Here is a 24,892-nt window from a genome sequence, read left to right on the forward strand (position 1 = left end):
TAATCGGAAGCATCGGTGATTAGTTCCAAACGACCGCCTGCTGCCAACCGACCTCAATAATCCGCAGCTCCGGTAGCCAAACCCGGAGCTGCGCCGCGTTGGTTTTACAGGAGTCGTCGCCCTGAGGAACCGTCGCAGTCAAAACGAGACGTTCAACCTCGACCCCTTCGGCACGGGCCGCGCGACAAGTGGCGACGGTTTCGTGAATCACTCCCAAGCGGTTCGGTGCGACAAGAACAAGCTTCGTCTCAAATTCGCGGTTTTCGGAAAACTTTCGATACAGATCAATGTTCAACATCGAATCCGCGATCGGGCTAAACAAGCCGCCGGCGCCTTCGACAACGAGGTGGTCACACAGTCGCTGCCATCGAACCGCTCCTTCATATAGCAGATCGGTGTCCACTTGTGTTCCCTCTTGCCGCGCCGCTTCGTCGGGTGCCAGTGGAGCCAAGAACCTTTGCGGGCAAATCAGCTCCGGTGCAACATGCTCGCCAAGAGATTGAGCCAACGCGTCCGCGTCCGACGAGGTTCTTTCGCTAAAATTGCTGCTAGGACCGATGCAACCACTGGCCACCGGTTTATAAACTCCGACTCGCCGGTGTTCACGCTGAAGTATTTGCGCTAGATTGGCGGCGATGTAGGTTTTACCGACGTCAGTGCCGGTCCCGGAAACAAAAGTCAGTTTCATTTTACGAATCAGGTTTCACGCACAGTGACATCACAGAAGAACGTCAAGGTTGGATTGGTTCAAAGTGTTTACGCCGGTTCACCAGCGGCGATGTTGGATCACACCGAAGGCATGATCGAACAGGCGGTAGCCGAAGGATCCAAGATTGTTTGCCTGCAGGAAGTCTTTGCAATGCCGTATCCGTGCCAAAGCGAAGACCATTGCAATTTTGACTTTGCCGAGCCACTCGATGGCCCCACCGTTCAGCGAATGCAAAAGATCGCTATGCAGTGGGAATGTGTCATCGTCGTCCCGATGTTCGAGCGGCGTGCTCCGGGTGTTTACCACAATTCGGTGGTCGTCGTCGAAGCCGACGGAACGATCGCTGGCGTGTACCGAAAAATGCACATCCCGGACGATCCGTTGTTCTACGAGAAGTTTTACTTCACGCCCGGCGACATGGGTTTCAAACCGATTCAAACTCGATACGGCAAACTGGGTGTCGGAATTTGCTGGGACCAGTGGTTCCCCGAAGCCGCCCGACTGTTTGCTCTCGCTGGTGCCGAGATCCTCATTTATCCGACAGCTATCGGCTGGATTTTAGAGGAAAAGGAAGAGTTCGGTGCTGGCCAACGCGACGCGTGGCAAACCGCGATGCGAGCCCATGCGATCGCCAACGGTCTATGGCTGGTCGCTCCAAACCGTGTCGGTATCGAAGGACAAATTGAGTTCTGGGGTTCCTCGTTCATCGCATCGCCCCGCGGCGAAGTGATCGTCCAAGGCGGTGACAAGGAAAGCGAAGTCTTGTGCACCGAATGCAATCTGGACGAGATTGACGTCGTGCGAACCCACTGGCCGTTTCTTCGCGACAGACGAATCGATGCCTACGATGGGCTGCTGAAACGCTACATCGACTGATTCGATGTCGTGCGGCGTCGATCGAGTAACGGGTTTGCAAGGTTTCATACCGATCTCCTGAACTCGAACTGATGACGAGCCAATCCGTGAAGGGGCTGAGTTGACTCGTTGTGTGTTGACTCGTTGTGCGTTGACCTGTTGTGTCCCAGTTGATGAGATGAAGAGTCCTATGAACTGGATCAACCAAGCAACAAAACTGGTCGACTGTGGCCCCGGTATCGCAATGGGAACCGACAAGCTTCCCTACCGTGAACTGTTCATTGTCGAAGGTGACTCGGCTTCAAAGTCCGTCGCGAGATCTCGCGATCCCCGGTACCAAGCGGTCTTGCCGATGCAAGGCAAACCGATGAACGCGGTAAAGGCGAGCCGAGCGTCAATTCGGCGCAACCAGTGGTACGACGCTTTTGTCGCATCCATCGGACTCGGCTGGGATGATCCTGATCTTCAAAAGCTGCGTTATCGCCGCATTCTGTTGCTATTCGACCCCGATGCCGATGGCATTCACTGTGGCGCATTGATGTTGATGTTCATCGAGCGTTTCTTTCCAGTGTTGCTGGAACAAAACTTTGTCAGCTTGATCAAGGCGCCGATGTTTCAAGTCACCGGTAAACGGAAAGACGAACACCTTCAATTGGCAAGCGAAGAACAATTGCGCAAGGTCCAAACGACGCTCGACGAACAAGGGATTGCTTACACGTATCAACGATACCGAGGCTTGGCGAGTCTCTGCGAACAAGTTCTGATGGAAACTTGCTTGGACCCGAACAGTCGAACGGCGTTTCTGCTCGGAATGGAAGACGCCAAGATGGCTCGCAAAGTTTTCATGTCTGGGTATGTAAGTTAGAGGGTTTATATCTCCAGTAGTCACATCTCGCGAATTCGGCGGGAAAGAACGGTACCTTCACGGAATGAAGGGCGACGATAGAAAACCAACAGACTATCGGCTTCCGCAGTTGCCTCTGTATCGAAAAATTATCGCCACCGGACTACAATCGCCGCTGCGAATCGCCAGGTGCCGTTCAGACTATCGGGCTTTTATCCATCAAAGTTTCGGCCCGATAATCCAAGGTGAGCGCTGAACAGTCGGTGACAAGCCGCCGAAAATCTTCTAGTCCCGAATGAATAACGTTCTCTTTCGCCATGGATCATCCACGAAGAAATTCATGGCTTCTGCTCACCAAGTGCCCATGGTCTCTGCTCATGAGGTGGTTGTGCGGAACTCTATTGGGCACTCTGATTGTGCTGGTCAGCTCACCTCTTTTTGTGCGAAGCTACGTACCGAAGGTCGATGCCCCAGTCCGTGATTCGGTCGTTTTAAAGCCGGGCGTCTCCTATCGCTGGCGAAGCGAAGGCTACGCAACGACTCAGATTGGCTCGTTGGGGATGCCAGGAAAGTCAAATTTGGTCGAAGGAGCGGAGTTGCGTTTTGCCCTTTGGGGTGACTCACAGGCCGAAGGTGTCTGTGTCGATGATGCTGCGAAAATCCATGCAAGGATTGAGCACCATTCCCTGCAATCGCTCGACATCCCAATCTCGGTGCTGCCTTTTGCCCGTAGCGGTGACGACTGCAATGACTGGATTCGGCAGATCCGCTCGATCGAACGCAACCAGGACTCGACATCGATTGCGGCCCATGTTTTCTTGCTAACCGAGATTTCGGATTGGCTTGTCGAACCTACCGATGCGGACGAATTCGTCAACGAAAGGATTAATTGGCTGTCCTCCGCAGTTCCAGCAATGTTGATTCAAGCCGGAAGAAACATCTTGATCGACAGCAAGACCGATTCGATTCGACAGTTGCGGTTCCGTCCGGGCCCTCTCGAAAGAGTTGCTTCCAGACAGCAAGTAGAAAACACACTACCAACCGAGCTTCTCGCATTTCAACTCGCAAGACTTCGCTCGGCAACCAGCAAACCCTGCGTCTTCGTATTTACATCGCTGTATCCGGCAATTGCGGATGGCAAGATCGTCGTGGGAGGCGAAAGCAATCCGACGAAAGATTCTGAACGCGCCGTAGCGATGTCCGGGTTATGTCACGACCTCGGTTTCGAGTTTGTCGACTTGCAGTCGGCCATGACCGACTTGGTTGACGCAGGAACTTGGCCGCGAGGGTTCCACAACGGGCAATTCGGCGTCGGACATTTTAATGCCGTCGGAAACGATATGATCGCCGCTGAGATTGTCCGAGCGTTTGATGAGCTTGGAATACTTCCAAGGGCGGAGGACTGACCTAGGCATGCAGTTCACGATCGCCGAATTCTATCTGTTTTTCATCGCCGTTTTTGTTCTCGTTTGGAGCACCCGATCACTTGCCGTTCGCAACTGGGTTTTGCTTGTTGCCAGCTACTACTTTTATGCCTATTGGGACATTCGATTCTGCGGACTGTTGATCCTTTCCACGCTCGTCGACTTCGCCGCAGGATCTCGAATCGCTTCTGCAAGCGACGCAAGACAACGTAAGCGATGGTTGATGCTCAGTCTGGTGGTCAACCTAGGGTCGCTGGCGTTTTTCAAGTACTTCAATTTCTTTATCGAATCAGCTCAAAACTTGCTGACGCCCTGGGGCGTTCATGTTCGCACGCTGGAGATCATTCTGCCGGTTGGAATTTCGTTTTACACGTTCCAGACGCTGAGCTATACGATTGATATCTATCGGGGAAAGCTGAAACCATGTCGGACGATCGTTGACTTTGCACTCTACGTGGCATTCTTTCCACAATTGGTCGCCGGTCCGATCGTTCGCGCATCCGAGCTGTTACCGCAGTTGACTTGTAGGCCACAATGGTCCAGTCGTCGATGTTATGGCGGTGCCCAGACTATCCTGCGTGGACTGGTGAAGAAAGTTCTGATCGCTGATCGCCTTGGCGAGTTTGTTGACGTGGTCTTTGCCGGTCCAGAGCTCTATAGCGGAATCACAGTCTGGTTGGCAGTCATCGCCTATGCGGGACAGATTTACTATGACTTCTCCGGGTACTCCGACATTGCAATCGGCTTGGCCAAGATGCTCGGATACCGATTCCCACGAAATTTCAGGCACCCCTATCTCGCCGTTGGGATGTCACAGTTTTGGCGTCGATGGCATATGACTTTGTCTCGCTGGTTGCGTGACTATGTTTACATACCGCTCGGCGGGAACCGAGGCGGTCGATCTCGCGAATTCGTCAACTTGATGTTGACCATGACATTGGGTGGTCTATGGCACGGTGCGGCCTGGACGTTCGTGTTGTGGGGAGCTTGGCACGGTTTCGCACTATGCGTGGAACGTCATTACCCAGTCCGCCGATCGATTCCGCTAAGTATGTTTATCCATTGGATTTTGACAATCGCTGTCGTGCTTTTCGGTTGGGTGCTATTCCGCAGCCAGTCAATGTCGGATGCCGGCGAAGTGTTCGGTCAACTCGCTTTCCAATCGCCGGGCATTCTTTGGCTGCCTCCACTGGCAATCATCGCGATGCTCGCGATGGTTGTCGATCATTGTGTTTGGCATAGCCGGTGGCGATTGGCAATGCGACTTCCGATCGATCGGTTTTACTCACCGGTCTGTACAGCGATCATGATTTGGTGCTTATTGCTTTACGCACCTCGCGGATTCACCCCGTTCGTTTACTTTCAGTTTTAGTCGGATGATTCGATCAACAGTATCCAACCGGGGCTAACGCCCATTCGGCTAATCAGAATTCAAGCTGGAGCCCTATCAGCCGCACCGCGTTAGCGGCGGCTCTCGAACTGGCAACCGGGGCCAACGCCCATTCGAGTAATCCGGAAATCTACTAGGACCAAATTATCAGCTATTTCGAACCTTCGCGAAGATCAACAAAGAACAGTTGATGCTGGATCCAAAGCGGCTGAATCTCGTATGCCCATGTCAATTGGCGTGCGTTGTCATAATCCGATTTGAACAGAGGAAGCTGGTCCAACTGAACAAGACTGTCTCCCTCACCGAGAACGCAAACGCTTGGCTCAATAGTCAATTTTGTTACCTGTCCGCCAACCAACTCGAATTCGTTCGACAGCAGTGAATTGAAAGCCTGCGCGGCGACCAAATTCAATGGAGGATGTTCGACCGAAGTCATAAACGACTTTTCCACTGATTTCCGTTCCGAATCAAAAGTGCTATCAACGGTGATCGTGCTGTATTGGTGAGCCTGATTCGGAGTTACCGTTTTGGGCTGCTGCAACGACAAACGAAGGTTGCTTTGATCACTGACGCTTCGTCCAACCAGAGAGCTTGCACTACCGGCGATCCAATGACATGGCTTTGAAAAGCTTGGTACCGTCAGTACTTGTGGACTGCTACTAAGCGGCCGATAGATCGGCGACAGCTCAATTTCCGCCGGTTTTTCACGACTGGTCATTACTTGTGCAACCGGAGAAAACTGACGGCGAACGGCATCGCTACTCTGCTTTGCGTATTTCGACATCCAGTGCATCGGCTGCCGAGTCGCTTCGTTGTAGTGGTCCACCTGCAACGCAAAATTAGGGTTCTTGTTCAGCAACTCACCAAGTTCTGGCGACAACTGTTCCGCTACGCCGAGATGGCATCGACGTTCGATATTCGCGATCGCCTGAAGAACTTCGGGGTACTGCGTAGGAATAGAGTCCGCCGAACTCGAAACACAAGCGGCCGAGACGACTTGTTTCAACGTCGCTACAACATTCGATTTTAGATTTGATTTCTGACTGAAGTATTGCTGGTGCAACTGATCTGGCCTTTCAAGATTAAACGCTGCTGCAATCGCATAGCTACGATCGATTGAGCGAGCAACCTGAATCCATCGTTGACCGATCCGATCGATCACATCCGAAACATCACCATCTTTTATGGCACCTACATTGACTGTCGAGGATGACTTCAGTTGTAAAACAAACTCTTTGCATTCGGAATCGAACTCAGCAGCGTCAGTTTCCCACTGCTTCATCGACGGTATCGCTTTCTGAGCGTATTCGCTTCTCCGTTCGGCACTGAGACGTTTGAGAAGGCGATTGTGAATGGGAGCAACTTGGTTTTCGAATTCTTTGAATTGCGAATAGTTCAGGTAAAACACACTGCCGAGTTGCCTTAGGTGATATTGCCGAATGGCTGCTTCAGCCTCGACAAGTTTTCCTTGTTGCTCGAGTTCGGATGCTTTGGCAATCGCGTCTTTTCGCTTTGCACTGTCAGACTGCAGTTTCGAAATTTCCTTGGGCTGAAACTCAACTAACGCCCCGGAGAAGTTACCGAGTGCGTTGCGAAGAAAAGTAAACTTATGCTCGAGATCATACCCCGCTGGTTCCCCCATGGCCTGAAGCTGCATTGAGGACCAAATCCCCTGGTAGCAGCCCGTAAATGCTTTGGCCAGGTTTTGATGAGGAAAGCGTTTCCCCTGCTGCATTGATCGAAAGGACTCGGTCGCGAGGGATTCCCACTCGTCGAACTTCTGATACATCACTGCGATTCGTTTGTCGGCCCCCGGAATGACTCCCAAGGTTTTCAGCGGTGCACCTGGATCGCTGGAAGTCGGGTTGGCCGATGAAGTTTGATTGCCTGAAAGGCAAAACAATGAGCCAACGATTAGCGCAATGAGAAGTCGATCGGTCACTGGAAGGCCGCAAGTTTAGTGTGGACGGCAGTGTGTCAAAATGTGGTGACGTGCAAATCTCACACGCCATGAGCTGCCTTTATTGTGCTGGCGAAATGGCGGTAAAAACACCGCCTTCAATTTCCACCGTTTCGCCGTCCGGTTGAACGAGTACGCAGTTTGAAATCGTGCCTTCAATCGTATTGTCGGCGAAGTTCATGGATGCGAACTGAATCTCGGCGGGATGATCGATCGACGTTCTAAGTAACGGTAGGTTTCGCCCTCGGTCTACGTACAACGTCCCCTTGATCGTTTGCCCACCCATCAACGGAACCGTTTCGATCGACGTAGCCGTTTCAAAGAACATCGCGGGCGACGGCACGGTCGCCTTTGACGGGTCGTATGTCACAAGCTGCAGTGAGTTTTCACGGCCATCTCCGACTGTGTGAAGCCGGATTGATGCTTCAGAAAATTTCAGTGGTTCGGAAAAATTCAGCTGAGCGTTCCCGGTCGGGCCGATCACGGCAGGAGCTTCATTGACTAGCGAGTCCGTCATCTTCTTACTTTCACGGACCAGCGATTCGCCTTTTTCGGCGACGGTGTTGGTTAGTTCCGACAGCTTTTCCTTGGAACATCCAGCACTGAACCCAATCATCAGGGTGAAAACGCAGACACGAGTCCACACCGAGCCTTTTGACAAAAAACGCAATCGCATTGTTCCACCCTATTCGTAGCAACGCAGTTGAGTGCCGACACGAACGAGTAGATTGCCGTTCGCGAATGCTGGTGTCGCTGAAACAGGACCGCCAAGATCAACGGAACCAACTTTTTCGAATTCGTCCGACGAGTTAACCACGGTGGCTTCACCTTCCATGTTAATCATGACCACTTTGTCGCCAATCAGTATGGGTGAAGCGCTAACATTTCCGCCGAGTCGTTTCGTCCATTTTGAGCTACCATCGGTCGCGTCGACGCAAGAGGCGATCCCCTTGTCGTCAAACATGAACAGCAGGCCATTCATTGTGACAGCGGTAGGAACGTATGGTGCGAACTTTTCTACACGATAAGCTTCTTCGGGGCTTTCGTTTGTTGCAGACGGCATGCGAACGGCAACAAGGTGGTTGCCTCCTCCACCGCTGCCACTACTGCCGATCGCTAGATCCCCAACAACAATCGGAGAACTGACGCATCGCATCGAAAACACGGGCAAACGCCACAGCAGCTCCCCTGTTTCCAACGAGAGTGCGAACACTCCATCGCCGGTGTTTGCACAGATCACCTTGCCTTCGACGACTGACGGAACGCCATAGCAAACGCGAGTCGATGTCACTGGTGTTGACCACTTGGTTTCACCGGTCTTGCGATCAATCGCAATGACCTTGCTGGTGCCGGGTGTTCCGCTGCGGACTTGGTCTTTTTGTTGTGAAAAATTCAACAACACGATGTCGTTGACGACCGTGGGTGATGCTGCGAAACCGTGCTGGCTTTGAGCGGGACCGAAGTCACGAGCCCATTGCAAGTTTCCGTCATGGTCCAAACATCTCAGCCAAGTGTGTTCTCGGTCACTATTGGCGAAGTACACGAAATCCGAGTCGGTCGCGGGCGTGCTCGAGGCAAGCGTATTCCTGTTGTGAAGGTGATTGTCGATTTGAGGATAGTCACGCGACCAGACTTCTTTTCCCGATTGCAAATCAACAGCCAGCAGACGTAGTGTTGGCGATTGAGGAGCCATCGCGACCAAGAAGACGCGGCCATCCTGGATCGCCATGGATCCGACATCGCGAGTTCCCAGTTCCAACACCCATTTCGGTTGCTGTGACAAAAACGATTGCGGCAGCGTTGCGTCTGCGACGACGCCGCCTTTGGAAAGCCCGCGAAAACCCGGCCAATCATCAGCAAAAGCTGGCGCCATCTTCAGCGATGACAACAAGACGGTTAGCACGAAAACAATCGTAAACGCGATGCGCATAGCAGGTAGGTATTGGTAGGTGGGTGACACAATCATCTAAGCCACGAACAACTTGATTGGTCATCGTGGCTGTCATCGAACATTCTCGAAAGCGGGAGCGATCAGTACAGCTTCCTAGTGCTTTGTTCCATATGAAAATACGGGTTCGAGTCATCAGCCGTCGGGCGTTAGCCCCGGTTACTGCACTGAAACCGTGGCTAACGCCATACGGCTAATCCTAAAATCAAGCTGGAACGAAGCACTAGTCTAGCCGATCCAAGTTCTGTTGTGCGTTAAAGACAGGTGCAATTTGAAGCCGCAAGACGACTTCTCTTCCTGCAACCGTCCAGCCGGTAAACGCTCGCCTTCGTTACCGACTACCGACCTGGGCTCCTCTGCCGATCATCGATCAGGCGTTAGCGTCGCAGCAGGCCATATTTTAAAATGCATCGAAGGGCACTGACACCATCACGCCAGCCGATCTTTTTCCCTTCGTCATACCAACGATGCGAATATCGGATCGGTCGCTCGGTGAATCTTAGCCCCGAGCGGACAAGCCGAGCCGTCAATTCGATCTCAATCCCAAACCGGTTTTCACAGAGCTTCGGTTCGATAACGGCGAGGTGCTGTCGAGGAACCATCTTGTAGCAAGTTTCGACATCACTGAGCCGTATTCCGATGGCAAGGCTTGCCAGCCAAGAGAGAAAACCATTGACAGCCTGATGCCACCAGGGTGAGAGCTGGCGATCGTAGTGACCGTAACGAGTTCCATAGGCGACATCTGCATCACCATTGACCAACGGTTGCAGCAAGTAGCGAAAATCCGTCGGATCGTATTCTTGATCGGCGTCTTGAATGACAACAATGTCGCCGGTGGAATGTGCAATCCCTGTTCGTATCGCCGCACCTTTGCCACGATTGTGTGCATGAGTGAGTACATGCACGTTGTCACGCGTGGAAAGCTGCATCAGAGCCTGCGGCGTCGAATCATGACTCCCATCATCAACAAGGATGATTTGCATGGGGATGCCAGTGGCGAACAAGCGATCAACGACCGTACTGACGGTTTCGCCTTCGTTGTAAACCGGCACGATAACGGACAGGCAAAACTGTTCGGGTAGCTCAAAAATCGCTAACTTGCGACAAGCGTCGTTTCCAAGAAGCTGCCGCATCTGTTGCACATACGACGCCGTCCAATAGAAAGTCGGATCTGGGTGAGTTCCTTCCCGTTGACCTGTGGGCAATTGGCTGGGTTTCAAGAGACGATCCGAAATTCAAAAACGAAACCAACGCGACAGGAACGTGCGACCGTGTGCCAATAGTCAATGTGGTGGTAGGGTTGCTCAACCACTCATTAACTGCAGAACGCTCATCAACCACAGGGCGTTCATCAACAACCGGGTCGCCTTTAGAAATGGCTTGGCCGTATCTAAACAGTGGCTGTATCGGACCTGCGATTGGCTAAATATTGCAGCGACCCGACAGGCTCACGACCACCACCAGACTAGCTCAAGCGTCGCCAGTGTATCACGAACTTAAACGACTGTGGGCTTGGTCACTAGCAAGATCCGATTTTTGCGAGAACGGTGTGAATGTGTCGAGCACCAATCGGGTCTCAAAAGCGAAGTTGTAGCAATGTCCTAGGTCGCAACACCTGCCTTGCTCGAAATACAAGTGCGTGAAATCAGACGAGCTGACTAGATCGTTTCCAGTGTGCTCGAATGCGTAAATCACACTCACCCGATGCACTAAAAATTGGCATCCAACACTGCTGTCATCACGGGCCGCGCAGCAACATGAATTCGTTTTGGGTGACCGCATCCGATGTTGCGTTTTGAAGCATAACCAAGCAGACCAATCGCCAATCCTGATGCCCCGTTTTGGACTGCCGTAAACGAAGATCGATTTGAAAATTTTTTTGAGTTCATTTCGCATCGAAAATTGCCGACGCATCGCTCGATGAAGCTTTGCTACTTCACATAGTCGGCAAACTTTGTTGTTGACATCTGAAGGCAAGGTTGGCAAATTCCTGCTCGCTCGCGTTGTGGAAAAGTTGTTCTACTTCGCCGGCCAAGTACTGCTCATCACTCGTGCACGGGAGACGTTTTGTCGTGACTCGACAAACGCTTTTGCGAGCTTCAGATTCGCTTTGTGCTTCCAACACACACCGGTCGTTTGGGACGACAAGTTCCCGCTTGACCAGCCGCCCCACGGCATTGCTTGATTTAGCCCCAGACGGATGACTGCCCCGTGCTGGACTGACGGTTTCTGTGACAAAGGCCCTTTCGGAAATTCCGCTTTCGAAAATTCACAGTGACTAAGTCTTAGCGACAAAACATTTGGGACGCGTAGGAGACGTTGTCCCGGAGCGGTTGCAAGGAACTGCAACTGAACACTGGAAGTCGGCTCCGATGGATTGCCGGCAAGTCAAACCCCGATTTGCGACTAGGAAAGTAACTTCCGTTTTGTCACTTTATTCGGTTGGACTGGATTAATGCCATGGACGTGCTGCGCCATCAACTACGTGACAAAGCCTGAAGCCGCCCTTCACGGACGAAGGTCGGTTTCATTTTTTTTGTAAAGCCTGCAGACACACATCGAATCGAGATGAGACGCTTCGGCAGTCATCTGCATCCCATGCATCTCGATGATCTCGCAAAGATTTAGCAGCTTACGACTCGGATGGTTCGTCCATCGTCGGAACAACTGGTGGATCATCAGAAGACGAACATCTGAATAGAATCGTCTTAGAGGCGACTTGGGCCGTTGAAAGTCAACAAAGTACAACGTGCCGTTCCCCTTTAGAGCGCCTAGCCAAATCGGCAAACAACGGTTTAACTGTGACTCTGTAAAACAGTCCAGAAAGTAACAGCAGACCAGTAGGTCAAATGATCCGCTTGGTGGTTCATATTGCAACGCGTCAACGTGCAGGAACTCAACTGGATTATCTTTGCCAAGCTGAGCAAGACGTTCACGCTGCCGATGAAGCATTGCCTTACTGTGGTCAACACTGGTTACATTGCAATGCGGTTGCTCGCTGCACAGGTCTTTAAGGAACCTTCCGTTTCCATCACCAAACACCAGAGCTGTCTTAACCTGACCAAGCTCGCTTAGCAGAGCGGTGCGAGCTTGGTGAAGCCGCTTGCCGAACATCAAAGTTTCGAGCAGGCGATAAAATGGTGCGAGCGTGTCGTACCCGCGTGATGACGGTGTCGGCTCAGTCACTTCGCAAAGCCATCGAATACGAATTGGCTAAACAGCGGCGTAACGATCAGAGCCAAATCCGCCAGTGAGGCAGCAGGCGATGTACTTGCCAGCCGATTGTCTTTGGATTCTCGCTGCCGTGAAACCAAAAAGCCTCGAGCATGTACCTGCAGCAGAACGTTACTGGCGGCCAAACAGATAAAAATCAAATTGGGAACAACCGCGAATACCCAGCAACCAATTGTCAGTACAAAGTGAGCGATCAACGCCCCTTGCACCAATCGGCTGTTGGTTGGGTGACGATGCGCAAGCGAATCGAGGCCCTGTCTGTCATCCACATCAACCTCTAGCGCCGAAACGCTAAAACAGTTGATCGAAAAGAGCATGGCTGCGAGCACCGTCGTGATGAACAGACTTGGCATTGCCGATGCAGAAATATCCGCCCAGGCCACCAACGTGGTGCCAGCCGCAAACAAAGCTCCAGCCCTTATCTCCTTGGGAACCATCGTCTTGATCTGATTCAACAACTGTGCGCTGATGACGTATGCAATCGACAATGCGATTGCGATGATCCCCCATCGCAACTGAGCTTCGGTTGCGAAGCGGACGGTCAGGCACGCTACGATTGTGACTGCTGTAAACCAAGCGGCCAACAAGATGTAGCGGTATCGGTAGTGAAATCGATGCCGGTCCGTCGAATGACCTGACGATGGAACCGATCGAGAATCTAGCAGTCTGTCGACGGTGTAGACGATCCAGATCGACAACCCGATTACGGCCAGCTCATACGGCTTCGCCGAACGCATTGCAAACTGCCCCGAAAAAACGGCCGTCCAGCAGACCCCTACGGCGACGGCGTCTAGCGACAGAAGATTAGGAATCGCCGCCAGCCAATGGAGCGGTTTAGATCTCTTTGAAATGGCTTCGGCAAGCATGGATTCGAATTGAAATGGATCAGCTTCTACGAGTTGGTCGAGGCAACGAACGACATCTGTGGCGTTTCACCCTCAGAGGATAGCGGCAGCGCGGCATTTTTATTAGCTCAGCAAGATTTCGGACCTAGGTTTGCGCGGTAACTCCCGCGGTGGGGTTAAATTCGCACTTCATGCTGTTGGGGCCAAAAAACGATGTCGAAGCCGACGGGCGGTGATCAGCCAATACGCGCGTTCCTGTACAACAATTCGATGTTCCTGGTTCTGGGATCGCTTCTGGCCTTACTCTGGGCAAATGCGGACGGGCTGTTCTCGGGGCATTCATACCACAACTTTGTTCACGTCAACCTTTGGCCGTTGGCCAGCCATGGCCACGACGCCCATGGTTTGACGTTTCACTTTGTGGTCAACGACATCTTGATGGCCCTCTTCTTCGCGATTGCCGCGAAGGAAGTCTGGGAATCAATCCTGCCTGGGGGTGCACTCTCCAATTTACGAACCGCTGCGACGCCACTTTTGGCAACCGCCGGTGGCGTGGTTGGCCCTTCAATCGTTTACATCATCGGTGCCCTGATGGTCGGACAATACGGCGAACTGGGCAACGGATGGGCGATTCCATGTGCGACCGACATCGCATTTAGCTACTTGATCGCGCGATTAATTTTCGGGACGGGGCACCCTGCGATTTCATTCCTGTTGCTATTGGCGATCGCAGACGACGCGGTTGGCTTGGCGATTCTGGCGGTGTTCTATCCATCCGGCGACGTCAACATGTCGTGGCTCGGCCTGACAGCTATCGCAGTTGCCACCGGATTCGGATTCAACAAAGCGGGCATCAAAAACTTCTGGTGGTACCTTGCGATCCCTGGCGTTCTTAGCTGGATCTCGTTCTACATGTCAGGAATCCACGCCGCACTCGGACTGGTTCCGATCATCCCGACCTTGCCACATGCCAAGAGAGACGAAGGCATCTTTGCAGAGGATGGAAGCCAGACCGATACGCTCAATCAATTCGAGCACTGGTGGAAAGAACCTGTGGAGCTAATCTTGGGGATGTTCGCGCTCGTCAACGCCGGCGTAGTGCTCTCCAGTGTCGGAGCGGGAACCTGGCTTGTCACCTTGGGCCTATTCGTCGGCAAACCGCTTGGGATCGTCGCATTCAGCTACTTTGCTGTCCGAGTTTTGAAATTGGACTTGCCAGGGGGCATGAATTTGAAGCACGTGACAGTGATCGGTTGCATAGCCAGCCTGGGCTTTACCGTCGCATTGTTCGTTTCCACCGCGGCCTTTCCGAACCCTGGACCGATCCAAGACTCGGTCAAAATGGGCGCGTTGCTAAGCTTCTTGGCCCCGGTAACGGCAATCGTTGCGGCGAAGGCCTTGGGAATTCGCCTTGCATTTCTGGATCGCAAGGCCGCCGCCTAGTAGCGGCTACGATCCCCGAACTGTGAATTCAAACAAGGCGACGTCTCGATTGCAGGCGTCGCCTTGAATTCGTTTGACAGCCTGCACTGGCGCGATCTTGGCAGTCCTGACGCCGGAGTCAAGAAACACTTGATGACAGCAGCTTCTTTCAGATTGGCGTGTTATTCGCGTCTTTAGCCACAAATGCCCGTCAAAATGCTGTGGCTTTGGGTCTCGTGCGGGGGGCGCGGTGTTGCCCGCCTTGGGCACCTTCGCCTATCTTCTTGGGTTCTTTTGGATAAGAAGATTTGGCCAGTTTGCCAAATCTGGTCAGTCGCGAACCTTTTGCACAGGGTGCAGCTACAAGGTTTCGCCATAGGCAAAAGCTCACGAAGTGTAGGAAGCGTCTCGCATGGGTTGGTATGTCTTTGGAGTCATCATTGCGATAGTACTTTTGATGGCGGGGTTAGCCCTGCTATCACCGAGAGTCTTCGTTCGATCAATGATCCGGCCCTTGCTGGCGATTCTCTATCGCAAACGCGTTGTCGGACTCGAAAACCTTCCCAGCGAAGGCGGCTATCTGATTGTCAGCAATCATGTGTCGTGGATCGACGGTATCGTGCTGCTGTGGATGCTACCTCGCAACATTCGGTTCGTCGTCGATGGCGGCAATTTTGAAACACCGCTGACAAAATGGATCGCCACGGCATTCGGCACCATCATGATGGTCAGCAATCCGAAGTCGATTGCCAGGGCACTGAAGACTGCTCGTGAAGGACTGAAAGCGGGCGACGTGATTGGAATTTTCCCCGAAGGCACATTGACCCGAACCGGGCAACTGCAGGGATTCAAAGCGGGATTCCGAAAGGTGCTGCAAAACAATGACGCGCCAATCGTTCCCGTTTATTTGGACGGGATGTGGGGAAGCATTTTTAGCTTTTCTGGTGGCAAGTTCTTTTTCAAATGGCCAAGCAAATTTCGGCGACGACTGACCGTCTATGTTGGCAAACCGCTTCCAAACGAAACACCAACTGAGATCGTGCGATCGCAAGTTGCTCAACTGGCGGCGCGTTCTCAGGTCGAGCACCGCGACGAATATCCACTGGTCGCGAAGATGCTGATTCGGACATGGCGACGCCGCGGCGGTCGTTTGCAAGTTGCCGATTCGATGGGCACTGAACTGAAGGGCCGCGAAGCGTTGACACGTGCGTTGGCATTACGGCGGATGCTGGCGCGTGAAGTCATGTCACCAGACGAAACGAACATCGGGATCTTGTTACCGCCAAGCGTCGGTGGCGTCATCGTCAATGTTGCCTTGGCCTTTGACCGCCGCGTTGCGGTGAACCTGAACTACACTGTTTCCAGCGAGGTCATCAATTACTGTGTCGATCAAGTCGGCATCCAACATGTGCTGACGAGTGAAAAGTTCCTCAGCAAGACCGGTCTAAAAGTTGACTCAAACGTGATCACCTTGGAATCGGTCCGCGATAAGGTCACCACGGCAGACAAAGTCATCGCGTTTGTTCAAGCCAATCTTGTTCCCGCTCGGCTGCTGTTTCGACTGCTTGGACTGAACCGAGTCAAGATCGATGACTTGCTAACGATCATCTTCACCAGCGGTTCAACAGGAATGCCCAAAGGCGTCATGTTGACCCAGGGGAATATCAGCCACAACGTCGACGCGATTGAAAAAGCGATCCGTTTGAATCACGACGATGTGGTGCTCGGTGTATTGCCGTTCTTTCACTCGTTCGGCTACAGCGTCACGCTATGGGCGGCACAGGTGCTTGGGCCTTGTGGTGTGTACCATTTCAATCCGCTCGATGCACGCCAAGTCGGCAAGCTTGCCGAGCGGTACGGCGTTACGGTCATTCTTGGCACGCCTACGTTCGTCCGGGGATATATCCGGCGGATTAGTCCCGAACAGTTTTCAAAACTAGACATCTGCGTCGTCGGCGCTGAAAAGATGCCGGGCGAACTATTCGAAGCTTTCGAAGAACGTTTTGGTGTCCGGCCTGTCGAAGGCTACGGCACAACGGAATTAAGCCCACTGGTCTCCGTTAACGTTCCGCCAACAAGATCGCCTTCGAAGCACCAACCCGACCGCATCGAAGGCTCTGTTGGAAGGCCACTGCCAGGTGTTTGTGCCAAGGTGGTCTCCCAAGATACCGGCGAGGAACTGTGCGCTGGCGAAGACGGCATGCTTCTGATATCCGGCCCCAACGTGATGGCTGGGTACGCAAACAAGGCTGAACTTACATCGCAGGTCATCAAAGACGGCTTCTACGTGACTGGCGACGTTGCTCATATCGATGCCGATGGGTTTATTCACATCACCGGACGCCTGAGCCGTTTCTCCAAGATCGGTGGTGAAATGGTTCCACACGTTAAGGTGGAAGAAGAAATTTGCAATATCGTTGGACGCGCCGTTACCGACCAAGGGCAAACCGAAGAACCCGACGAAAACGCGATGAATGTCTGCGTGACAGCGGTGCCCGATGTAAAGAAGGGAGAACGGCTGATCGTGTTACACCGACCCTTGCCAGTCGACATCGAAGAAGTCCTTGCCGGGTTGAAAGCGGCTGGGCTTCCGAACTTGTTCATTCCCTCACGAGACTCGTTTTACGAAGTCGAACAGATTCCGTTGCTTGGCACTGGAAAGCTTGATCTGAAGGGCGCAAAAGACTTGGCCCTTCAACTGACCGGCGGATCTCCCAAACAGTCAGCTTAGTAGCCTTTGTCGGATGCGCCGCTGGAATGTGAATTGCGTACTGCAAATACCGACGAAGGCTTCTGAGATAGCCTTCCGCTACACTTGCCGTTGGTCCCAATAAAAAACGCCGTGCAACTGCTGTCAGTCGCACGGCGTTCGTTTTATATCGGCTGGCTTGCGTTAGTTCCGTAGCAGCTCACGAATTCCGTAGGTGAAGAAGGTTCCCAATCCGAAGTTCAGGATTTCCTCTTCTGGCTTGTACTGCAGCACAAGCGTGTCACCGGATTTGATCAATGGCCGCGAACGCGGATCGTTGATCGCTTTTGCCAAGTCAACTTCGATCGCGATTTGCCCGTTGCAATCCGTCTTTCGAAGGATGTAGAGGCGTCCTGGAGGGATCGTCGCAATCGCACCACCGAGACCGCCAAGACCGCCAGATCGTGTTGACTGAGCAGTCTGTCCATAGACGCCATTGCCAACCATGGACATAGCACCGAGTACGTCGAGGTCGTAGTCACGTGGCAGTGGAAACTCTCCACCTGGAAGCAATCCGCCCGTGTAGAAGACTTCCGTCTCCCGTGACTCGATGTAGACGATGTCGCCTTCCTGCAGAGTGATATCTTCCGCTGTCAGGTTTGGCGAATCTCCTGGTGGCAAACGCAGTGGCACACGAAGGATCGTTGGATCATCTGGAAGCTTCGGTGGGCATGCACATGGATCCGCCATTGCGGCGATCCGTTGCTTGCGGAACTCGGCCAAGAACTCTTCACGCATCTCGCGATTTCGCTTGCTGGCACGAAGAACCTTCACTTGGTTCTTCGCATTGAGTCCAGGCAATCCACCGGTTTCGACCAGAGCATGCAGAATATCATTCTGATAGGCCTTCAGCTTGACCAACCCACCGCTCGCACTACGGTCCGTACCACCACGCAGTTCCGCTGAATTGGTACTACGTCCCATCCCAAAGTCTTCTCGAACGACAATGATGTCGATCGTGCGTTCTTGGATGATGGTCACGATCGGGCGTGCTTTGTCGCTACGCAAAATATCGTTATCGATATACGCGTCGCGAATCGCATCCCGAACTTGATCCAATGTCAGACCAGCAACGTTCAGTGGTTCAATCAGCGGAAGCGACAGCGTTCCGTCTTCTTGAATCGTAACGGGATAGCCCACTGAAGGCGGCAAGGTGCTCTGCGCGTCGGGGAAGTTGACCGGCGGTGGACCTGGCGGTTCACCTGGTGGGTTGTAAGGTAGGACGCCTTCGATATAAACGCCCAGGATGTCACCCGATCCCAAGATGTAATCGCGTGGTGGTTCCAGCGTCAGCAACGAGATGTCGACAGGGACCAAATCGTTTTTAGGCTCCGCGAAGAACTGCGAAGGGACGCGTGACGCGGGGATACCGTTAATTGGCTGCGTCAACGCGGAGCAACCGGTCATCGATCCGACCAATAGCGAAGCGGTTGCGACTGAGACGCCGATACGTCGCAGTCGTTGCCAGATCGTTGATCGCAGTCCTTCGCCAGCGATTCGCCGGTCGTGAACCAAGTTTGAAGAGGTTGTATTCATCCTTGAACTTCTCACTGAGGGTATTCAGCGTGGATTCTTGGCCACGAACTGCTTATTCAAATTTGAAGGGGATTTCGTCGCCGGCGGCGTTGGCAGTTGAGGCTGCTGGGCCGACAGGTGGCAATGCGAAATCGGTAGGCGTTTGGCCAGCGCCTTTGGGCAAATCGATACTTCCGAAAATGCCTTCGATCGAATCTTCCGTCCCGTCCTGGGCTTGGATCTCCTGCATCGGAACGCCTTCGTCATTCAAGCTGAACGACTGCGCTGTGTCCGATGGCGAATCGACCAAATCACGTGCTGCTGGAGCGACGTTAGCTGCCTCCACTGTGTTCGACGATTGAACGCCAAAGCTTGCCGAAGCCGCGTACTCCGTTTCGCTCGGATACTCGTTTGGCTGCGCAGTCATTTCGGGAGACTCGATCGCAGGCAAATAAGCCTGTGGAGGCAACTCTTGAGGAGTCACATCGATGTCGCCTCCTGGCAACACTTCAATCTCGGTGGCTGATTCTGGGTTTGGCAGAATCACCTCGACTTCACTTCCAGGAACGATGTACTCCTGAAGCGGCATTCCGTCGGGACCGTACATCACCGGTGCCGGAGCAGGCATCTCATCAGATGACTTTTTCGATTCCGTTTCGGCAATCGTATGCGGCCGGACATTGGACCAGTTGCTCAAACCATCCTGTTCGGCAGCCTTGGCACCGTAGGGGTAACCGGCGAAAAAGGCTCCGATGGCAGCTTGCCCACCAGGTGACTGGTATTTCCAGCCCCAATACTGGGTTGGCGCGACCGATGGCGTACATCCGCTACCGCCGTTTGCAACGTCGATATAGCCTTTGATGAAACCGGCCTTGAACTCGGAAAGGTTTGCTTGACCTGCATGACAAGCCTGCTCGCGGAACCAAGCACGCTGTGCGAACACCCGATTACGGTGCGACAGCATGAAATCGTCCAAGCAATCGGTCCGCCGAGCGTAGCTGTAGGCGTTACCGATGATGGAGCATCCCGCGGAGCCGGTTAAAATGAGGGCCGCAGAACCAGCCAAAATCGCTGCTTTTAGCTTTGAACGGCGCACCGTTCGCAGTGATTTTTGGCGGGTGTTCGCGTCAATTTGCGAATGTCCCGTTGAAGCGGGTTGTTGTTCGGGTGCGTTCGACGCACTGTCAGAACGAATCGCCATTTGGCCCCCCTTGGCTGCTGGCAGAATTCGAAGTCGATTGTTTAATCAATTTGGACAGCAAGCCTTGTTGGGGCGGACCGTCCTAGGGGTGTTTATCGCCGTAACAGTCAAGAGGATTTAATGAAAACTGACGGAATCGCGGCTTGTACGGGTTCCAACGGCTTTACGGCCCGTTTCAATTACAATGGTTCGTCTCGGCAGCCATGGATTTTCAGGCGGGCTTTCCCTCTGATCGTTGCAAAGAAAACCCAATTCAAAGATTCGCGTCATTCTGTTTTGGGGTTTCCTTTTTAAACTGAGGCGATCTGAAATCGTCGGGTAGACTTTAATGACAAGCCGCTCCCCATTGGTGCGAGTCATTAAGTCAACAGGCGAGACAAATCTAAACAGTGGTGTAAGTACGACATCTATGACTTTTCTGACTCTGGTTTCACTCATCTGTTCGGTTGCCGCGGCGCTCGTTTTCGTGCCAACCGTGCGTGCACTTGCTCGACTCGTCGGAATGGTTGATAAGCCCGACGCCGAAAGAAAGCTGCACCGCGCGCCAATCGCCCTGGGCGGGGGGGTCGCTGTCGTAATCAGCGTTCTGGTTGGTTTCGCAGCAACGGTGATGTTCGACCGCAACTTCGGGACGTTCCAACTGGGCTATGTCGATAGCCAATGGTACCGATTATTTGCCGCCGGAACCGCGATCATGCTGGTCGGCTTGATCGATGACGTCTGGATCATGCGTGGAAGGCAGAAACTTCTGTTTCAAATCCTGATCATTTCGGCGCTCGTCGGCAGTGGAACGATCGTCAGCAAAGTTGGCTTGATGGGTATGGAGCTTCAACTGGGATCGCTGGCTTTTCCAGTCACAGTGTTGTGGTTGTTGGTCTGCGTCAATGCCCTGAATCTTATTGACGGCGCTGACGGAATGGCGACGACCGTTGGAGCATTTATCGCGATGGGCTTGGCGGTGCTTAGCTTGTCACTTGGCGCCGACCTGGGAGCCGTCTTCGCGTTCTGTCTTGCTGGAAGCCTTCTCGGTTTCTTGGTCTTTAACAAACCACCCGCATCGATCTTCCTTGGCGATGCGGGAAGCATGGTCATCGGGCTTTTCATCGGTGTGCTTTCCGTTTGGGGCAGCGTCAAAGGCTCAACGTTGCTTGCTTCTGCACCGATTGGGATCCTTGCAATTCCGCTATTCGATTCGACGGCCGCGATTGCACGCCGTTGGTTGACCGGACGAAGTATTTACGCAACCGACCGGGCTCACCTGCACCACTTGCTGGATAAGAAATACGGCCATCGCGGGATGTTGCTGATTGTTGCCGGCCTCTGCTTAGTGACAACGTCAATGGCAGTCGCATCGGTGCATTTCGAAATGCCGTGGCTTGCCATGTTGGGAATCATCCTGGCAGGCACATTCTTGGTGATCACGCGATCATTTGGACATGCCGAATGCCAACTGTTGCTGATGAAAGCCACGCACATGACCCGATCTTTCTTCATCACTCCGCAACAGTCGATGACCGAAAAGAACCATCGCTGCGTCCCGCTGCAAGGGTCCGGTGATTGGGGAGTCGTTTGGGAGCCGCTCGTCGATTTTGCACAGGTGCACAATCTGGCGAAGATCAGTATCGATTTGAATCTTTCATGGATTCACGAAGGCTATCACGCGAGCTGGTCAGCTGTACGAATGCCTGACCGAATCAACCAAATCCAAATGCGATGGCCGATCATCATCAAAGCCAGCGGGCAATCGATGGGCGTCAATATCGGTACTCTACACGTCGTTGCGGCCGCAGATTCGCCTGGGATCCATGAGCGGATGGCAGACCTGACGATGCGACTAGTCGACCTGGAACCGCAAGTCCAACTGGTTATCGATGAGCTTGAACGCAAGCGAGCTGGTGTTTCGGAGAAGCCGCTTGTCACAACAGCACCACGTTTCGCCAGCCAGGAACGCAGAAACGACACGTCAACGATCTTGACCTAGTACGTTTATCGCCCAGACCGACGTTTGAGTCGCTTGTGTTGCTTCAGTAACATCCGACTTCGACGGTTCGGCTCGCCGAAGGTTTGACAACGCCTGTAGTCAAACTACCTACACGGCACAACATTGATCGCAGTCTGCGGCGGTGTGCAGCAAATCCCTCACCTGCACCAGAATGAGTGAGCTACCCAACCACACTCTACTACCTGGGTTTGTCATAGCTTGGATGCTTTTTCTTTGGACTGTGGAGGCCTCCACAGTCACCAGCAATGCCGGTCTGGCACAGTGATTTAAGTGCCGCTGGAGCGATAATGAAGGGTCTGCGTATTTCGGCGGCGATCTGCAAGCAGACGCTAGTGAACTTTTCTATCAGTCGCTAGCTTGGTCGGGCCCGCTGCCTCGGCGAGCCTATCTGACACGACTGATACAGCGGGCACATCCCCCCGAGCCGAATGGTTGTTCGGGCTAGTCAGCTGATCCTGATCCGGGATGTTGATTGAGGGCAAACCGTAACGCCGAAACGGAATGTAGGCGATAGGTGATGCTGAACGGTCAGGTTAACTTGACTATCCAAGTGTCTCCTGTGCAACAGAGACTGAAAAACGCATTGAGTGCAGTACAAAGGCTCCGATTCGAGCGAAGCTGTCACCCAGGTGGACGAAGTCCGCGCTGAACGGTCAAATGGTGCCATCGACATTGCGGCGATGTTGCAAATCGTCTGCAACATTCCTTTGTTTAAGCGATACCCAAAGGGTTTTGAATTCGTGCCCATTCTTCCGAAAGAACCAGATCGGTTCCCCGAAGACTTGTTGGATTCCGAGGTCGCGACGAAGTCAGATTGGTGGCTGCTGTACACAAAGAGTCGTCAAGAAAAGCAATTGATGAGGCAGCTTCGCGAGCTGAACCTGTCTCACTACGGCCCGCAAATCGAACAGCGCAAACGTTCGCCAGCGGGACGTGTTCGCACCAGTTTTGTTCCGCTCTTCAGCAACTATGTCTTCATGTGCGGAACTGAAGAAGATCGCTACAACGCGGTTTGCACTGGTTGCGTTCAGAAGGTTACTGAGATCACCGATGTCGAGATCCTGCTAGCCGACCTGCATCAGATCAGTGACTTGATTTCGATTGGCGCCCCAATGTCAATCGAGGAACGAATTCTTCCTGGGCAACATGTCCGAGTGAAAAACGGACCGTTTGCCGGATTCGAAGGCGTCGTCATTCGACGCGACCAAGAAACACGACTGCTCGTGTCAGTCCAATTTATGGATCAGGGCGTGAGCGTCAAACTTGATGATTGCCAGCTCGAACCACTCGGAACACCATCCGACGGATCGGCGATTGCCAAGGAATAGGTGAGCGGCTTCTCTAATCCGCTCGATTGCGTGACTTGTTTTAAGCCCCAAAGCGACTACTCGTACTCATGACTGTTTCCAAGATCTGCTGCATCGGCGCCGGCTATGTTGGCGGCCCGACCATGGCAATGATTGCTCACAAGTGTCCTAACATTGACGTCAAAGTTGTGGACATCAATGAGACGCGAATCGCTCAGTGGAATTCAGACACGCTTCCGATCTATGAACCGGGACTGGACGAGATCGTCAAGTCAGCTCGTGGAAAGAACTTGACGTTCACGACCGAAGTCGATGCGGCGATCAAAGAAGCCGACATGGTCTTCATCTCGGTCAACACTCCGACGAAGACTTTCGGTGTCGGTGCGGGTCGCGCAGCAAACTTAGAGTTCGTTGAGAAATGTGCGCGTCGCATCGCCGAAGTTGCTGAAGGCCACAAGATCGTTGTCGAGAAATCGACTCTGCCCGTTCGGACCGCCGAAGCCGTCAAACGCATCCTGTCAAATGCAGAAAACGGTTGCACATTCGATGTACTGAGCAACCCAGAGTTTCTCGCCGAGGGGACTGCTGTCGAAGACTTGCTCGCGCCCGATCGCGTTCTTATCGGTGGTGAACGCCCCGAAGCGATCCAAGCCCTTGTCGATGTCTATGCACAATGGGTCCCAAACGATCGCATCCTGACGACGAACTTGTGGAGCAGTGAGCTTTCGAAGCTAACAGCGAACGCATTCCTCGCCCAACGTGTTTCATCGATCAACGCCATCAGCGCGCTTTGCGAAGCGACCGAGGCGGACGTGGATGAAGTTGCCGCCGCGATCGGGACTGACTCACGAATCGGACCTAAGTTCCTAAAAGCTTCCGTAGGTTTTGGTGGAAGCTGCTTCCAAAAAGATATCCTGAACCTCGTCTACTTGTGCGAGTACTTCGGGCTACCCGAAGTCGCCGAATACTGGGAACAAGTTGTTCGCATGAACGACTACCAGAAAGAGCGGTTTGTCAGCCGCATGGTTCGAACCATGTTCAACACCGTCTCTGACAAGAAGATCGGCGTCTGGGGTTTTGCGTTTAAGAAAGACACCAATGACACTCGCGAATCTGCTGCGATCTATGTCTGTCGCGACCTGCTGCTAGAGAAAGCACGCGTCTGCATCTACGACCCCCAAGTCAGCAAAGAACAGGTGATCCAAGAACTGGAGTACGTGTTTGCGGACGGCGATAACGGGATCAGCCCCGCCAAACGTGAACTGATCCAAAGTCACGTGACGTTCGCGACCGACTGCTACGATGCCTCCGAAGACGCTCATGCGATCGCGGTATTGACAGAATGGGACGAGTTTGTTGACATCGATTTTGCTAAGGTTTACTCGTCGATGAAGAAGCCAGCATTTGTCTTCGATGGACGAAATCGCCTGAAGCACCTGAACCTGAGTGAAAAGGGATTCGAGTACCACGGAATCGGTTTCTAAGCG

The 24,892-nt window shown here is 53.1% G+C and carries 18 protein-coding genes; 9 read left to right on the top strand and 9 right to left on the bottom strand.

Going from position 1 to position 24,892, the window contains the following annotated elements; all coding sequences use genetic code 11:
• Positions 1-19 precede the first annotated feature (19 nt).
• A complete protein-coding gene (bioD, locus tag LOC67_RS11075) occupies positions 20-688 on the bottom strand; it encodes a dethiobiotin synthase (protein WP_230262664.1) in 669 nt (222 codons plus the stop codon).
• A 24-nt stretch (positions 689-712) separates the two neighbouring features.
• Here bioD and LOC67_RS11080 point away from each other — a divergent pair, with 24 nt between their 5' ends.
• The 4 genes from LOC67_RS11080 (at position 713) to LOC67_RS11095 (ending at position 5,204) form a co-directional block, all read left to right on the top strand.
• On the top strand, positions 713-1,585 hold the full coding sequence (locus LOC67_RS11080; RefSeq protein ID WP_230262665.1) for a carbon-nitrogen hydrolase: 873 nt from the start codon (positions 713-715) through the stop codon (positions 1,583-1,585).
• A gap of 169 nt (positions 1,586-1,754) precedes the next feature.
• Complete coding sequence (locus LOC67_RS11085; RefSeq protein ID WP_230262666.1) at positions 1,755-2,429, top strand: toprim domain-containing protein; 675 nt, start codon at positions 1,755-1,757, stop codon at positions 2,427-2,429.
• Positions 2,430-2,785: 356 nt separating this feature from the next.
• Positions 2,786-3,814, top strand: a complete 1,029-nt coding sequence (locus tag LOC67_RS11090; RefSeq protein WP_230262667.1) for a hypothetical protein — start codon at positions 2,786-2,788, stop codon at positions 3,812-3,814.
• Positions 3,780-5,204 (top strand): MBOAT family O-acyltransferase, encoded by a 1,425-nt coding sequence (locus LOC67_RS11095; protein WP_230262668.1) that lies wholly within the window; start codon positions 3,780-3,782, stop codon positions 5,202-5,204. Before LOC67_RS11090 ends, LOC67_RS11095 begins: the two co-directional genes overlap by 35 nt.
• 169 nt (positions 5,205-5,373) lie before the next feature.
• Here the strand turns inward: LOC67_RS11095 and LOC67_RS11100 are convergent, their stop codons facing one another.
• The 6 genes from LOC67_RS11100 to LOC67_RS11125 all read right to left on the bottom strand — a co-directional run bounded on the left by LOC67_RS11100 (position 5,374) and on the right by LOC67_RS11125 (position 13,101).
• Positions 5,374-7,011, bottom strand: coding sequence for a hypothetical protein (locus LOC67_RS11100; protein ID WP_230262669.1), 1,638 nt, complete (start codon positions 7,009-7,011; stop codon positions 5,374-5,376).
• A 232-nt stretch (positions 7,012-7,243) separates the two neighbouring features.
• A complete protein-coding gene (locus LOC67_RS11105; protein ID WP_230262670.1) occupies positions 7,244-7,852 on the bottom strand; it encodes a hypothetical protein in 609 nt (202 codons plus the stop codon).
• Between the two features lie 15 nt (positions 7,853-7,867).
• Positions 7,868-9,148 carry a PQQ-binding-like beta-propeller repeat protein gene (locus LOC67_RS11110; protein WP_230262671.1) on the bottom strand — a complete coding sequence of 427 codons (1,281 nt, stop codon included), beginning with the start codon at positions 9,146-9,148 and terminating at the stop codon, positions 7,868-7,870.
• Between the two features lie 359 nt (positions 9,149-9,507).
• The gene (locus LOC67_RS11115) at positions 9,508-10,350 is read right to left on the bottom strand and encodes a glycosyltransferase family 2 protein (RefSeq protein WP_230262672.1); all 843 of its coding nucleotides are present in this window, start codon (positions 10,348-10,350) and stop codon (positions 9,508-9,510) included.
• A 1,288-nt stretch (positions 10,351-11,638) separates the two neighbouring features.
• Positions 11,639-12,316 (bottom strand): class I SAM-dependent methyltransferase, encoded by a 678-nt coding sequence (locus tag LOC67_RS11120; protein WP_230262673.1) that lies wholly within the window; start codon positions 12,314-12,316, stop codon positions 11,639-11,641.
• The gene (locus LOC67_RS11125; RefSeq protein ID WP_230262674.1) at positions 12,313-13,101 is read right to left on the bottom strand and encodes a hypothetical protein; all 789 of its coding nucleotides are present in this window, start codon (positions 13,099-13,101) and stop codon (positions 12,313-12,315) included. Before LOC67_RS11125 ends, LOC67_RS11120 begins: the two co-directional genes overlap by 4 nt.
• Positions 13,102-13,422: 321 nt before the next feature.
• Here LOC67_RS11125 and LOC67_RS11130 point away from each other — a divergent pair, with 321 nt between their 5' ends.
• A complete protein-coding gene (locus tag LOC67_RS11130; protein WP_230262675.1) occupies positions 13,423-14,652 on the top strand; it encodes a Na+/H+ antiporter NhaA in 1,230 nt (409 codons plus the stop codon).
• A 481-nt stretch (positions 14,653-15,133) separates the two neighbouring features.
• A complete protein-coding gene (locus tag LOC67_RS11135) occupies positions 15,134-17,362 on the top strand; it encodes an AMP-binding protein (RefSeq protein WP_230262676.1) in 2,229 nt (742 codons plus the stop codon).
• A gap of 162 nt (positions 17,363-17,524) precedes the next feature.
• Here LOC67_RS11135 and LOC67_RS11140 read toward each other — a convergent pair whose 3' ends face one another.
• Together LOC67_RS11140 and LOC67_RS11145 are read right to left on the bottom strand one after the other, a co-directional pair.
• Entirely contained in the window at positions 17,525-18,916 is a 1,392-nt protein-coding gene (locus tag LOC67_RS11140) for a polysaccharide biosynthesis/export family protein (RefSeq protein ID WP_230262677.1), read from the bottom strand.
• A 52-nt stretch (positions 18,917-18,968) separates the two neighbouring features.
• Complete coding sequence (locus LOC67_RS11145) at positions 18,969-20,096, bottom strand: hypothetical protein (RefSeq protein ID WP_230262678.1); 1,128 nt, start codon at positions 20,094-20,096, stop codon at positions 18,969-18,971.
• A gap of 409 nt (positions 20,097-20,505) precedes the next feature.
• Between LOC67_RS11145 and LOC67_RS11150 the strand changes: the two genes are divergently transcribed.
• The 3 genes from LOC67_RS11150 to LOC67_RS11160 all read left to right on the top strand — a co-directional run bounded on the left by LOC67_RS11150 (position 20,506) and on the right by LOC67_RS11160 (position 24,889).
• Entirely contained in the window at positions 20,506-22,077 is a 1,572-nt protein-coding gene (locus LOC67_RS11150) for a glycosyltransferase family 4 protein (protein WP_230262679.1), read from the top strand.
• A 608-nt stretch (positions 22,078-22,685) separates the two neighbouring features.
• Entirely contained in the window at positions 22,686-23,426 is a 741-nt protein-coding gene (locus LOC67_RS11155; protein ID WP_230262680.1) for a transcription termination/antitermination protein NusG, read from the top strand.
• Positions 23,427-23,494: 68 nt separating this feature from the next.
• Entirely contained in the window at positions 23,495-24,889 is a 1,395-nt protein-coding gene (locus LOC67_RS11160) for a UDP-glucose 6-dehydrogenase (RefSeq protein WP_230262681.1), read from the top strand.
• The last annotated feature ends 3 nt before the right edge of the window (positions 24,890-24,892 follow it).

This window comes from Stieleria sp. JC731, assembly GCF_020966635.1.
Classification (GTDB): domain Bacteria; phylum Planctomycetota; class Planctomycetia; order Pirellulales; family Pirellulaceae; genus Stieleria.

Bases quoted from the DNA above. Each gene is read 5' to 3' on its own strand.
- bioD (WP_230262664.1), bottom strand. From the start codon at position 688: ATGAAACTGACTTTTGTTTCCGGGACCGGCACTGACGTCGGTAAAACC.
- LOC67_RS11085 (WP_230262666.1), top strand. From the start codon at position 1,755: ATGAACTGGATCAACCAAGCAACAAAACTGGTCGACTGTGGCCCCGGT.
- LOC67_RS11090 (WP_230262667.1), top strand. From the start codon at position 2,786: ATGAGGTGGTTGTGCGGAACTCTATTGGGCACTCTGATTGTGCTGGTC.
- LOC67_RS11095 (WP_230262668.1), top strand. From the start codon at position 3,780: ATGAGCTTGGAATACTTCCAAGGGCGGAGGACTGACCTAGGCATGCAG.
- LOC67_RS11100 (WP_230262669.1), bottom strand. From the start codon at position 7,011: ATGTATCAGAAGTTCGACGAGTGGGAATCCCTCGCGACCGAGTCCTTT.
- LOC67_RS11110 (WP_230262671.1), bottom strand. From the start codon at position 9,148: ATGATTGTGTCACCCACCTACCAATACCTACCTGCTATGCGCATCGCG.
- LOC67_RS11125 (WP_230262674.1), bottom strand. From the start codon at position 13,101: ATGCGTTCGGCGAAGCCGTATGAGCTGGCCGTAATCGGGTTGTCGATC.
- LOC67_RS11130 (WP_230262675.1), top strand. From the start codon at position 13,423: ATGTCGAAGCCGACGGGCGGTGATCAGCCAATACGCGCGTTCCTGTAC.
- LOC67_RS11135 (WP_230262676.1), top strand. From the start codon at position 15,134: ATGATCCGGCCCTTGCTGGCGATTCTCTATCGCAAACGCGTTGTCGGA.
- LOC67_RS11140 (WP_230262677.1), bottom strand. From the start codon at position 18,916: ATGAATACAACCTCTTCAAACTTGGTTCACGACCGGCGAATCGCTGGC.
- LOC67_RS11145 (WP_230262678.1), bottom strand. From the start codon at position 20,096: ATGGCGATTCGTTCTGACAGTGCGTCGAACGCACCCGAACAACAACCC.
- LOC67_RS11150 (WP_230262679.1), top strand. From the start codon at position 20,506: ATGACTTTTCTGACTCTGGTTTCACTCATCTGTTCGGTTGCCGCGGCG.
- LOC67_RS11160 (WP_230262681.1), top strand. From the start codon at position 23,495: ATGACTGTTTCCAAGATCTGCTGCATCGGCGCCGGCTATGTTGGCGGC.